This window comes from Shewanella kaireitica (genome assembly GCF_023284045.1).
Classification (GTDB): Bacteria; Pseudomonadota; Gammaproteobacteria; order Enterobacterales; family Shewanellaceae; genus Shewanella; species Shewanella kaireitica.
Genome location: NZ_JAKIKQ010000001.1, coordinates 79,233 through 92,317 on the forward strand (window position 1 = coordinate 79,233; position 13,085 = coordinate 92,317).

The 13,085-nt window shown below is 44.7% G+C and carries 10 protein-coding genes; 3 read left to right on the top strand and 7 right to left on the bottom strand.

The annotated features are described in order from the left end of the window. Window positions 1-12: 12 nt before the first annotated feature. From gshB to L2730_RS00350, 5 genes are all read right to left on the bottom strand, one after another. Window positions 13-960 carry a glutathione synthase gene (gene gshB / locus L2730_RS00330; RefSeq protein ID WP_248972764.1) on the bottom strand — a complete coding sequence of 316 codons (948 nt, stop codon included), beginning with the start codon at window positions 958-960 and terminating at the stop codon, window positions 13-15. A 121-nt stretch (window positions 961-1,081) separates the two neighbouring features. After that, the gene (gene rsmE / locus L2730_RS00335; RefSeq protein WP_248972765.1) at window positions 1,082-1,813 is read right to left on the bottom strand and encodes a 16S rRNA (uracil(1498)-N(3))-methyltransferase; all 732 of its coding nucleotides are present in this window, start codon (window positions 1,811-1,813) and stop codon (window positions 1,082-1,084) included. 14 nt (window positions 1,814-1,827) lie between these two features. After that, window positions 1,828-2,577, bottom strand: a complete 750-nt coding sequence (locus tag L2730_RS00340) for an endonuclease (RefSeq protein ID WP_283105609.1) — start codon at window positions 2,575-2,577, stop codon at window positions 1,828-1,830. Between the two features lie 93 nt (window positions 2,578-2,670). Further along, complete coding sequence (locus L2730_RS00345; protein ID WP_248973163.1) at window positions 2,671-3,237, bottom strand: SprT family zinc-dependent metalloprotease; 567 nt, start codon at window positions 3,235-3,237, stop codon at window positions 2,671-2,673. 85 nt (window positions 3,238-3,322) lie between these two features. Further along, the gene (locus tag L2730_RS00350; protein WP_248972766.1) at window positions 3,323-4,483 is read right to left on the bottom strand and encodes a pyroglutamyl-peptidase I; all 1,161 of its coding nucleotides are present in this window, start codon (window positions 4,481-4,483) and stop codon (window positions 3,323-3,325) included. 262 nt (window positions 4,484-4,745) lie between these two features. On the opposite strand from L2730_RS00350, the gene blaOXA reads away from it, so the two are divergent. Continuing rightward, the gene (gene blaOXA / locus L2730_RS00355) at window positions 4,746-5,582 is read left to right on the top strand and encodes a class D beta-lactamase (protein ID WP_248972767.1); all 837 of its coding nucleotides are present in this window, start codon (window positions 4,746-4,748) and stop codon (window positions 5,580-5,582) included. Window positions 5,583-5,591: 9 nt separating this feature from the next. On the opposite strand, the gene L2730_RS00360 is transcribed toward blaOXA, so the two are convergent. Next, on the bottom strand, window positions 5,592-6,503 hold the full coding sequence (locus tag L2730_RS00360; RefSeq protein WP_020914446.1) for a LysR family transcriptional regulator: 912 nt from the start codon (window positions 6,501-6,503) through the stop codon (window positions 5,592-5,594). Between the two features lie 122 nt (window positions 6,504-6,625). On the opposite strand from L2730_RS00360, the gene L2730_RS00365 reads away from it, so the two are divergent. Together L2730_RS00365 and L2730_RS00370 are read left to right on the top strand one after the other, a co-directional pair. Continuing rightward, window positions 6,626-11,179, top strand: coding sequence for an ATP-binding protein (locus L2730_RS00365; RefSeq protein ID WP_248972768.1), 4,554 nt, complete (start codon window positions 6,626-6,628; stop codon window positions 11,177-11,179). Between the two features lie 229 nt (window positions 11,180-11,408). Then, complete coding sequence (locus tag L2730_RS00370) at window positions 11,409-12,392, top strand: sensor domain-containing diguanylate cyclase (protein ID WP_248972769.1); 984 nt, start codon at window positions 11,409-11,411, stop codon at window positions 12,390-12,392. 14 nt (window positions 12,393-12,406) lie between these two features. Here the strand turns inward: L2730_RS00370 and L2730_RS00375 are convergent, their stop codons facing one another. Beyond that, entirely contained in the window at window positions 12,407-13,024 is a 618-nt protein-coding gene (locus L2730_RS00375; RefSeq protein ID WP_248972770.1) for a hypothetical protein, read from the bottom strand. Window positions 13,025-13,085: the final 61 nt, after the last annotated feature.

A 13,085-nucleotide genomic window follows, 5' to 3' on the forward strand; every position in this document is an offset into this window, starting at 1 on the left:
TCCTTGGACTGGTTATTTGTTGATTCTAGCTTCGATGGCATCCATTAACATGCCGCTAATATCGACATCAAAAGCAGCTTCAATCTCTTTTATGCAAGTTGGACTGGTGACATTAATTTCAGTCAGTTTGTCACCGATAACATCGAGCCCAACAAAGATTAGACCGCGCTTTTTAAGCTCAGGACCTAAGGTGCGGGCAATATGCCAATCGGACTCAGATAATGGTTGAGCAACACCGCGGCCACCGGCTGCTAAGTTACCACGTGTTTCACCTTTTTGCGGAATACGTGCTAACGAGTATGGGACGGGTTCGCCATCGACAACCAAGATACGTTTGTCGCCTGAAGTGATATCTGGAATAAAGGCTTGTGCCATTGCATATTGCTGGCCTTCACTGGTTAAGGTTTCGATAATCACACCAAGATTTGGGTCATCTTTTTTGACTCGGAAAATAGAGCTACCGCCCATGCCATCTAATGGTTTTAGAATGATGTCGCCTTTTGCTTTGTGGAAAGCACGAATACGTTGTTCATCACGGGTAACCACAGTCTCTGGAGTAAACTCTGAGAACCAAGCGGTAAACAGTTTCTCGTTAGCATCGCGTAGGCTTTGCGGTTTGTTAACAATTAACACGCCTTGCTCTTCGGCTCGCTCGAGCATGTAAGTTGAGTAAACAAACTCTGTGTCGAATGGAGGATCTTTACGCATTAAAATAACATCTAGATCGGCCAAAGGAGTGTCGATAGCTTCTTCAAGCTGATACCAACCGAGTGGATCTTGTTTGACTGTTAATGCACGCATGGTCGCCATCGCTTGGCCATTAACCATGGCTAGATCATTCATCTCCATGTAAAACAGTTGGTAACCGCGAGATTGGGCAGCCATTAACATGGCAAAGCTTGAATCTTTCTTAATATTAATGTCGCTGATGGGATCCATCACGATACCGAGTTTTATCATGGAACTTGTTCCTTATTCTATATTTCGAGTCAACTGCTAACATGGGGGCTATTAAGCCGTTTTTCCAGCATCGAACTGATATTCTTATCATTGGTGAAGCTAATTCACTGCGGCGTTAAGTTTAACCAATATCACCAAATTTGAGCTGCAGAGCGGTAATAGTGGTCAGCGCAGCGGTTTCGGTGCGCAGTACTCTTGGGCCAAGCAGTACATCGGTAAATTTATGGGTTTCTGTCATGGTGATTTCTGTTGCTGATAAACCACCTTCAGGTCCAATAACCAAACGCACACGATTGTTAGGTAAGCTGAGGCCATTAACCCCGTGAGAGGCTCTAGGGTGCAAATTCAACTTCAGCGAGCTTGTCTCTTCTGCGCACCAGTCACTCAGTTGCATGGCGGGGCGAATAACCGGTACCACACTGCGACCAGATTGTTCACAGGCGCTAACGACTATTTTTTGCCACTGCTGGATCTTTTTCTCTAAGCGCTCACCGCTTAATTTGACTCCACAGCGCTCAGAGAAAAGCGGTGTAATAGTGTTAACCCCCAGCTCGACAGACTTTTGAATGGTAAAGTCCATTCTGTCTCCACGGGAGATCACTTGACCTAAATGTAGATGCAGTGGCGACTCGCTGTCGTTGCTTTCACAAGATAAGACCTTTACCGCGACGTTTTTCTTACTGGCACTGATAATCTCAGCCAGATAATTATTACCATCGCCATTAAATAAACAGACTTGCTCTCCTGCAGCCATTCGCAGGACGCGACCGACATGACCTGCAGCTTCCTCGTGTAGCGACACTGTTTCATCAATAGCCAACGAAGAGGCTTGGTAAATTCTTGGAACTCTCATGGTACAGGTTTGCCTTATTCTGCGATGTTCGATGCTGAGATTAGTTGCTGACACTGAGTTTGTACAAAATGATTGTGGTTACCTTGTACATTTGCAATAGCTTGATCTCGCTTGCACTCAATAGTATCAACTGGATAGCTTTTATCCCATGCTTTAAATAACTTTAATTGGCTACTGGATATTTGTAACCCATAGGCGCTTTGCATATAAAAATAAATGCGGGCTATTTGCCCTCGAGTATAGCTAGGCGGCTGCACTTTTCGCGACTTAAAGTTAACGCTCATATCGCATTGGCCATATTGCAAGGGCTTGGCATTCCACTGGCTAAAGCGATAGTTACTGCGATCGCCATTTACTTCGCCAATAGCGGGCACTAAATTGTGCAGATCTGACTCCATCTTTTTAAATAGTTTATCAGTCCTCCCACAATTTTTTCGTCCACCTTGTTGCCAACATTGGCGTTGGTGGCCGAACTCCCAAGCCGGGACGATATGTTCCCACTCAATTCTTGCTGCTCTTTTTTGCTGTTTACGTACTTGATAACCACAGTGCTCAAAGTCAGTTCGCCATTTTTTGCCTTCAATCTTAATATCACAGCCACAATAGAAACTGCTGACGGGTAAAGATTCGCTGTAGAGCTTTTTAGCTAAACGTTTCGCTTGGCTAAAGCTGGTTGGGTGCTTTACTTCGGCAAAGCTCTGCTGAGGTGCAAACCATATAATACTAAGCGCTAATAAAAGCGTTTTTAATCCACTGCTGTTCAATCTTAATCCCCAATACTAACGAATCGTAGGCTCGTTTGCGGCGATTGTAAGGGAGCAAGGGTATTGGAGCAATATGTGAAGTGGTTGAAAGCATTAGCTGGGTTTAGAATTTAGCAGGTTCTGGCCGCATTTACGGCAACGGTATTGGGTATCTCCTCGTACAACTTTGTTATGACGCCTGATGCTCAGGTTTACCGAGCCACAACCGCAAAAATACTCGAATGTCTTACCTTCGACTGATTGGGTATTAAAGCTATGGGTAGTGCGAGGTTGGCGTTGATAAAGCTGACGCATTAAGCGTTGCCATTCAAGACCGTGAGGTTTTACTCTGCCATAGAGCTGGAAAGCCAATAGATGGCAGATCTCATGTGGCACCACATCATCAACAAAAGCTTGTGAGTTATCTTTAAGTAACAGCGGATTAAAGCGCAGTTTGTTGAGTTGTAAATGCGCAGTGCCTGCACTTTTTCCGCGCAGCTTAAAGTTGACCTCTGGCCGTGGGAACCGTTGTGACAATGCCGATTCCGCTATTTGATAACAGCGCTCAACCTGAACCGCAATGGATTGCTGCAATGGGTCGTTGAACGTCAGCTGAGGGTAATTTACCAGAGAACTGGTTTTTAATTGGCTGGACTTGAAAGGGTTAAGCGCTTTGAACATTGACTCAATTAACTCATGGTTGATGAACTCGCACTGCACGAGTTCATCAATGTTACCTGAGACAATAGTGCCATACCAGCAGAGGTTAAAGAGTTGCTGCAGCCACCTCTACCATGGCTCTTACTTGTTCGACAATATCGTGCTCGACTTTTACGTCGTATGCTGCAATACGCGGTGTGTGGATATGGCCAACGGGAATGCTGCTATTGAATTGTTTTTGTAACAATATGGCACGGTAGGAGATCTCATTGGATAGATAGCCACCGCCAGAACCCTCCACCGAGATTGCGCTTTGTAGTTGTCCTAATGATTTCGCTTGAAACTCGCCTTGCGCTAACGTCGACACCGTATGGTTGTCATTAACTTTCCAAGGGCCAGCCACAGTTTGCATTGCCGCAACGGGTAGCGAAAACTCAACAAATTCAGGACCATTAAGTGTGCCACCATTAAATAAAGGTGCGATTGGGGCTTGTTTGCTAGCACCGGTCAGTACATTTAAGTTATCAGGCGCTGCAGCACTGCGATTACGTCCTGGAAAACGCTCGATATCAAATTCGTCGCGGCCCATGCTGACGGTAAATATCATATCAACACTGTTGTCACGATAGATAGGCGTTAATATTGACTCGATAAGTCCATCATCAAAATCGGCAAATCGCACTGGGATCATCGCAGTTTCAATTTGAGCCTGTTTACCATCAATATTAAAGCGGTAGCCATCCAGCGCCAGAGCTACTAAGCCCGATGGATTACTCTGGTCGATATGTCGATCGAGGAAAAAAGGATCAAACCCTGTTAGTAGAATTTTAATCTCGGCATCATCTTTAAAAGCGATGTCACTTAAACCTCGTGATGATTTTTCAACAGCTTTGATAAGGATATCTCGCTGCCATGCGGCAATATTAAAATCCGGCTTTTGCGTCTTCAGTAGCTCTCGCATCGCAAGACGATTCCAATACAAAGAGCGATCGTCCAAGTGACCTGACTGTACATCTCTCACTGCTTGCTGCCATAAGCGTAAACCTTGGTGCGCCACCATTTTGGTGATTTTTAGTTCATCAGAGTGCTGGGCGTATTTGTCAGCAAGGTTGCTAACAAATGCTTGGTAGCGGCTGACGACATCAGGCATTGCCTCTGTTGCAGCAGGTAATCTAGCCTCTTCAACATCGAGTTTTGCAAAAGCAGCAGTTGAAGTTGCGCTGACAAAAAGTGCAGTGGCGACAAGTGCCATGCTAGATAATTTCATTACTACATCCTTTGTTATTATTCTCAGTTTTTGCTACTGGCTGTAAGCAGTAAAAGCTGAACTCTCAGGCTATTAGCTCATTTGCTTCAGTATGCCTTAGCCATGAAAACATTGAAAGCGACGAATAATTCTTCAGCTTGAGAGGCTCCTACTGCCATTATTTGGCCATAATTGATCTTCATATAGCCATTTTTCACCGCCTAATAACCGCTACTATGGATACAAAGCTCAGTGCAATAAAAAGAGAATGAAGAGGCTTACAATGACAAAAATAGTACCGCTGCTGTTGTTCACCCTATTAGCTGCAGCAGCACTGATTGTTGATGCCAGTGATAGCGATGACCATAGCGTTCAATTGGCAGAGTTAAGATTGACTCCGCAATTAACAACCGACTGGGACTCAGTATTTCAGCAGCACCAAGTCGAGGGGGTGTTAGTGCTGTTTGATCCCCAGCAACAGACTTTGACCACTAATGATATAAGCCGAGCCAATAAAAGCTTCATTCCTGCATCGACTTTTAAAATTGCCAATGGATTAATTGGTTTGGAGTTAGAGGTAGTTGCTGGAGCAGAGCAAGCCTATCCGTGGGATAAGCAACAACGGGCTTTTAAAGCTTGGAATCAAGACCACAGCTTTAAAAGCGCATTTAAGTATTCAGTGGTACCAATATTTCAGCAAATTGCCCGAGATATAGGTAAACAGCGGATGGCTAATATGCTGGCAAGCCTAGAGTATGGTAACCAGAAGCTGGGCCCTGAGCTGGATAGCTTTTGGTTAGATGGCGATATACGGATTAGTGCTATAGAACAGTTACAGTTTTTGCAGAAACTGCACGATGAAACCCTAGCGGTTAGCCAGCGGTCACAGCGGATCATTAAACAGCTAATGCTGACCGAGTCCACCGAAGATGACACCATTTACGCTAAAACTGGGTTTGGCCATCATGGAGACAAATACATTGGCTGGTGGGTAGGTTGGGTCGAGGTGGATGAGCGCACTGTTTATTTTGCGCTAAATCTTGATCTGGCCAATATACAACAAGCGCCACTACGAAAAACGATAGTGATGCAGATCCTGCAATCAGAGCAGATGATGTAAAGCGTTATTTTATACCATCAAAGATTGCAGTGACTCTTGACTGGTGAAACGTTTATGGAAAAAGTCGAGAAAGACACTGATGTTGGTTGCCAGTTGTCGGCGGCTGGAGTAGACACCGTAAACCTTAAAGGCCTCCATAGGCCACTCTTGTAAAATGGGCACTAACGAACCGCTGGCCAGTTCATTCTTACAGACTGAGTTAGATAGCATGGCGATACCAAAATCATCCATCACCAGCTGTTTGACCATCACCGCACTGTTAACTCTGACTTTACGCTTAAAGTTCACCATCGTCTTACGTGTCCCTTTTCCTAAGGGCCAGATAGGTGCTGAGCGCGATGTTCCTAATAATATGCCGCTATGTGTTGCCAGTTCTTGTGGATTGGCTGGGGTGCCATGAGTTTTCAAATAACTAGGGCTTGCCACTAATATCGGTTGGCGTTCGAATAATAACCTCGCCACTAAATCGCTTGATTGCAAAGGACCATACTTAATCGCAATGTCGTAACCTTCACCGACCAGCCCAACATCGTTATCGGTAAACTGCACATCGAGTTCAACATTGGGGTAGAGCCGCATAAAGCCACTACAAAGATTAGCGATTAGCTCTTGGCTGAAAGAGACAGGTATAGCCACCCTCAATGAACCAGAGACATCATTGTGGGTGTTTTCGATAGTCGCTTTGGCAGCTTCTATTTCATCGCTTATACTGGTGCAATGCTGGAAAAATAGCGCGCCAACCTGAGTTAAGCTCAGATTACGGGTATCTCGCTGTAAAAGCCGAACCCCTAGCTGCTCTTCAAGCTGGGCAACCTTGCGACTAATGGTTGACTTTGGCATGCCTGTTTCGCGGGCGGCTTGAGAGAAACCCTGGGCTCTAACAACCGCTGCAAACAGCATCATACCGTTTAAATCTGGCATGTTATCTTCACTGTCTCAAAAATGGAACAAAGCGTCTAGTGCAGTTTAATAGCAATTGACAGGATAACAAAGTTATATTTACGGGCTAAAAATTTCAGAGGCTAAAAGCAGAGGATCTTTCGATGACCAGCAAAAATCAGCCCGCTAACATGACTCAAGCGCAAACTGCCGATCCGCTTTTTTTAAAAGCAGAGCAATTGGCTAAAGACTTTTCGCTGTTTCCTGAGCACAGTAAACAGACACTATCTGAGGAGATTAAAGGTCTTCTTGGTGATGACGAAATCCAAGCAAATCTAAAAGATCTTGCTGGATTAGACGTTGATGGTTATGTCACTAAGGTGATCCAACCGACACAAGACAAGAACCGCCCGGGTGCGAAACGCATGATTGCGGACCTTAAAGGCAAGCTTGTTACTGAAACCCACATCGGCCCTTTTTATAGTGCAGAGATTGAACTGAATTTTGGATCTCGTACTCGCCGTATCGGTTTTGTTGCACAAGAGCGTACTACAGCAAACGGTGCGTGGATGCCTGAGCATCACCTAGCTTGTTGTAAAGCGATTCGTCATTTTGCCGAATTGTCTATGCCTATTATCTACCTTATTGACACTCCAGGTGCCGATGCTGGTGAGATTGCTAACAGCCAAAACCAAGCCCACTCAATCTCTAAAGCAATTGCAGAGAGTGCCAATGTTGACGTACCGACAGTCGGTATTGTGATTGGTGCTGGTTATTCTGGTGGTGCTATTCCACTGGCTGCAGCAAATATCTTATTGTCACTGCGTGACGGTATTTTCAACACAATTCAGCCACAAGGCTTGCAAAGTATTGCGCGTAAGTACAACTTGTCTTGGCAAGAATGTGCTAAATCTGTAGGTGTTTCTCCTGAAGAGTTATACACCTCTGGCTGCATTGATGGCATTGTCGATTTCTCGCCGTCAGACAGAGATGAACGTCAACATAACTTGCGCCGTGCTATTATCAGCAGTGTTGAAGCTGTTGAAAAAGCCGCAGTACAGTTTGTACGTGAATCATCGGATTTACGTGAGCATTATGACCGCAGTCTAGAGCGCTTCTTAGCTCCGTCTAAAAACTTAGCGGCTCTAGAAGTCAATGCTGAGCTAGCAGTAGCTAACAACCCAACCATGCACTTAAACCTGTTTGGTAGTACTTACCGTTACTTGCGTTACCTAACACTACGCAGTCGCATCCACTCTATCTCACAAGAGCAGTATGGCCGCCTGTCTAAGGTCAGCGTACCTGAAGGTGATTTGCTAGCCCGTATTCAACAAGAGCAAGATCGCGTATTCCAGTCTTGGTTATCAAGCCCTGATAAATTGGTTTATGACGAAGAGCTGAATAAGCTTTGGGGTAACTTCACCTCTAAGCGTGATGATGTTTCAACTGAGCGTAATATGCTGACGCGTTTGATTTTGGGTGAGCCAAAAGAGAACTACAAGAAAGCACGTAAAGCGCTTATCTTTAATATCAGCTGGTCGCTATACCACCGCTGGAAAGGCAATGCAGAGAATAACTTCAAAGGGCTAATTAGCTACCTTGAAACATTGCCATCAGAAGTGACTCAAGCAGACTGGCCAGAGCTGAATCAACTCACTGTACTTGATGTGATTGTGCACGATGAACTGCGTGAAGATTTCATCTGGCAGTGTCATAACATTTTGGTCTTTAACGCACTGTACGACAACGTAGTGGGTAACCTGGCTTCTATCGCTAAAGAAGCGATGATGTCTAAGAGCCTGTCTCGTAGTTCAGTGGATAACCTATTGCATGACTCTATCGACAGAGCACTATCTACTCAAGATGTGGCTAACGATAAGAACAAATTCTACAAGTGGCTGAAGTACTTTATGTCTCAGTCAAACCGCGCTGAGCTACTAACTCGAACAGAGCAGTGGAAGAGTGTTGGTTTCCCACAACTGAACGACAGTTTATTTGTTATTTTGACCTACTTCTTCGAACGTTTACTCCCTGAGTATTTTGACAGCGAAGAGGAAAGCAGTGAATACACTGGCGCAATTAACCCTGTACGTATCGGTCGTCGTAAAGACTTCTGGAACCGTTTGACCATGGGTTATCAAGATCTACTGATCCAAAAAGTGCTTCGCGATGAAAAGCGTGCAGGAAAAATGGGTTGGGATGCCATCATAGGTAAGTTCTTCACTGATTTCGAAGAGATCAATGGCGATAAAATGTCAGCTAATCTGCTGAACTTCCCAGGTTTCCGCCTTTCTATTGAAGATGCTATTGATAAAGGTATCCGCCCATGTGGTTTAATCACTGGTGTGGCTGACTTTGACAGTGAAGGCAAGCCAATGCGCGTTGGTGTTGCAGTGTCAAACACTGCATTCCAAGCGGGTGCATTTGATATGGCCGCAGCAGAGAAGTTCAGTGCACTACTGATTGAATGTGCTAAGCGTAAACTTCCGGTTATTTGCTTTATTAGTTCTGGCGGTATGCAAACTAAAGAAGGTGCAGCAGCACTATTTTCAATGGCTGTAGTGAACGACCGTATTACACGTTTTATTCGTGATAATGAATTGCCTGTATTGATGTTCGGTTATGGTGATTGTACTGGTGGTGCACAGGCGAGTTTTGTGACGCATCCTTTGGTGCAAACATACTACCTATCGGGGACTAACATGCCGTTTGCTGGCCAAATGGTTGTGCCTGCATACTTGCCATCAACTTCTACGCTGTCGAACTACTTGTCTAAAGTACCAGGTGCAATGAATGGTTTAGTTGAAAACCCGTTCAGCAGTACGCTAGATGACCAGTTGAGCAGCATCGATCCACTCATGCCTAAGCCTAGCGGTAAGATCGAAACCATTATTAATAATGCGTTGTCGACACTAGTGCCTGAAGCTGAAATCGAAGATGAAGAGATTGTTCAAGACGACCCTCGCGCATTGATGAAGCCAATTAACAAAGTATTGGTTCATGCTCGTGGTTGTACTGCGGTTAAACTTATCCGTAAGGCGCATGATAACAACATCGACGTTGTACTAGTGGCATCAGATCCAGATATGACATCTGTACCTGCTGATATGCTTAAAGCGAACGACAAACTGGTTTGTATTGGTGGTAACACCTCAGATGAAAGTTACCTCAACGCATACTCAGTATTGAAAGTAGCTGAATACGAAAATGTTGACGCCTTGCATCCAGGTATCGGTTTCCTATCTGAAAGCCCGCAGTTTGCCGCGCTTTGTGTGAATAACGGCGTTAACTTTGTCGGACCAAGTGTCCACAGTATGACGACCATGGGGAACAAGTCGAATGCGATTAAGACTTCGCAAGACCAAGGTGTACCTGTAGTACCCGGCAGCCACGGTATTTTGACTAATGCAGAGCAAGCGGTAAACGTAGCGACTGAGATTGGTTACCCAGTACTGCTTAAAGCGGTACAAGGTGGTGGCGGTAAAGGTATTCAGGTTGTAGAGCGTCCTGAAGACATGATTGAATTGTTCCAAAAGACTTCTACAGAAGCTGCTGCTGCATTTGGTAATGGCGATCTTTACCTAGAGAAATATGTCACCTCGTTACGCCATATTGAAGTGCAGTTACTGCGTGACCAATTTGGTAATACCAAGGTACTGGGTTTACGTGATTGTTCTGTGCAGCGTAACAACCAGAAAGTGGTTGAAGAGTCTGGTTCAACCATGTTGCCTGACGAACTTAAGCAGCGTGTGATGGAATATACTCGTGCACTGGGTGACGCGACTGATTACATGGGCGCGGGTACCGTTGAATTTATCTATAACTTAGACGCAAATGAAGTCTACTTTATGGAAATGAACACCCGTCTACAGGTAGAGCATCCAGTGACCGAAGCGACATCAGGTATTGATATCGTTAGTGCAGGTTTCGATATTGCAGCGGGTCGCTCGATTGCAGATCTTGAACCACAAGAGATTGGCTATGCCATGGAAGTGCGTGTTACTGCTGAGAAAGCGGCACTTGATAGCAATGGTATTTTACAATTACTACCAAATCCGGGCCTTATCACTGAATACAAGATGCCAGAGCGTGATGATATTGAGATCATCTCAATCGCTGGTAAAGATAAAGAGGTATCGCCTTACTACGATAGCTTGATCGCACAGATTATTTGTCGCGGTGAGAGTCGTGAAGACGTTATTAACAAGCTACACGATTACTTAGCTAACGAAGTGGTTATTAAAGGCATCGCGTCAAACATTCCATTGTTAACACGCATTCTTAAAGATGGCACCTTCAATGAAGGTGTCTACGACACCAATTACCTACCACGCTTTATGGCTGAGCTTGATATTCCAGAGCTTATTGCTGAAATGGAAGCGGCGGCAGAAACTGTTGGCGTTGATACTGAGTCACTGCGTGTTGGTGAAAGTAACGAGCTTAAAGTGATGGCTCAAGGCGCGGGGATCTTCTATACCTCTCCAGCACCGGGTGAAGCAGACTTTGTTAAAGAGGGTGACATTGTTACCGTGGATCAGACTTTAGCGCTAACTGAAGCGATGAAGATGTTCTCACAAGTGACATTAGCAGGCTTTAACCGCAAGAACGCCGTATTGTACCCTGAAGATCAGCAGTACCGTATTGAGCGCATTCTTAACAGTAATGGACAGCAGGTATCGCAAGGTGAATTGCTGTTCGTGGTATCGCCAGTCGCGTAGCACTGAATATAAAACAACGTCGAGCTTTAGCGTGTTGTTTTACTAGCGGTTAATATTAAAAATGCCCACCTAGTCGGTGGGTATTTTTATGTCTAAAATTTATCGTTTATCAGTCGATAGTATTATATAACTTGTGTTTAACAACTGTTGTCAGTAGTTTTAGCTCAATTGGGATTGCAGCATAAAGAGGTTATTGGTGGGTGTTGTTAGCTCATCAGAATGTAGATAAATGGAAGCGGTAAAAGCTGAACTGGCTAAGCTACAGAAAATACTTGGTACGCTAGAACAAGAAAATAAGCAGCTTTTGAACGATAAAGCGGAACTTGTGCGGCAAAAATCTGTGTTAGAGGAAAAGCTCAATGCAGCATTAGATGGCACAGGTTTATGCTTATGGGAACAGCATATTCCTTCGGGGAACCTTACCATGTTCAATATGGAATGGGGCTCACTGCTTGGCTATACCATCGATGAACTCGCCGCTCATATCGACAGTTGGAAAGGTAATTTACACCCAGAAGATAGAGACTGGGTTATCCAGAACTTTGAAGATCATATTAACGGTAAAACCGACTCTTATCAGGTGACTCATAGAATGCTGCATAAAGATGGTAGCGTTAGTTGGGTTTCGGATCGTGGTCGAGTTATTGAGTTTGATGAAAACGGTCAACCACTGCGGATCATGGGCACTCATATCGATATAACGCAAGAGAAGCGGTATGAGCTCGGTTTGGCAGAGCTTGCACACAAAGACCCTCTAACCGGCTTATTGAACCGTAAGGCGATTATGGAGGCCTTTGAGCAGCCTAAACGACGAGCATCTGCTGGGGCTATGCTATTTATCGATCTCGATGACTTCAAGGCGCATAATGATCATTACGGACATAAATTTGGTGATAGTGTACTCATCGCGATTACTAACAAGTTAACCTCATATCTAAAAGAAACGGCTGATACAGCCCGTTTAGGCGGAGATGAGTTCGTGATACTTTACCCTTCGACGGATAAAACGATATTGGCAAAGTTAGCGAAAGCGTTACTGCATCTATTTGCTGAGCCGCTAGAGGTTGAAGGTCGTCATGTTAACGTTAGCTTGAGTATTGGTATTGCAATCTGCCAAGCGGATGAATCATTCGATTCTGTTTGTGAGCATGCCGATACTGCAATGTACCAAGTAAAACGACAAGGGAAGAACTGTTTCCAGTTCTTCCCTTAATCAAGCTCATCTGCTTAGGGTGTACGTCTAGGTGTTAATGCCAAGGCGCCATTTCCCCACTGGCTTAATACCGCGCTAACATCTCCGATGCTGGCATCGAGCAGGGTCACTTTCTCATTTGGCACCAATTTCAATGGCCCGGCAAACCCTGCTGGAGCATGAGGAATAAGCACACATGAATAGTCATCATCTTGCTCAATTAGATAGGCAAATTGATGACTACCATCTTGGTTCTTAAGCATCGCGGCGCGAAAGCCTCCATTGTATTCACCGTTCTCATTAACTGAATTCTTATCGCAGAAAATACCGCTCGCGAGTTGTTTGATGGAGCGATAAAGCGCTAAACGACCGATGGTGCTACGCTCGATATAGCGAAAGAATTGGCTCATGAAAGCGGATTTCAAAAAAATGCCAAATAGTAAAGATGTTAACGCAAGGGTAAGCAACGCTAGGCTAAACGGGTGATCTTCCAATCCCATGACTGAACTGGGTAACAATTGCACTATTGGACTCGATAGTCCGATAAGGAGTTCTATCATTTCATCGGCCATAAGGTACAAAAGGAGTAAGGGTAATACCACTAGAAAGCCGCCAAACAGGCTGGCCTTTATCAAATCAACTGCATTTTTCATCTTATCCTCGCAAGGTTATCTGTTAGATAGGCTATTCAATGCGGCGATAATACAATTTAAA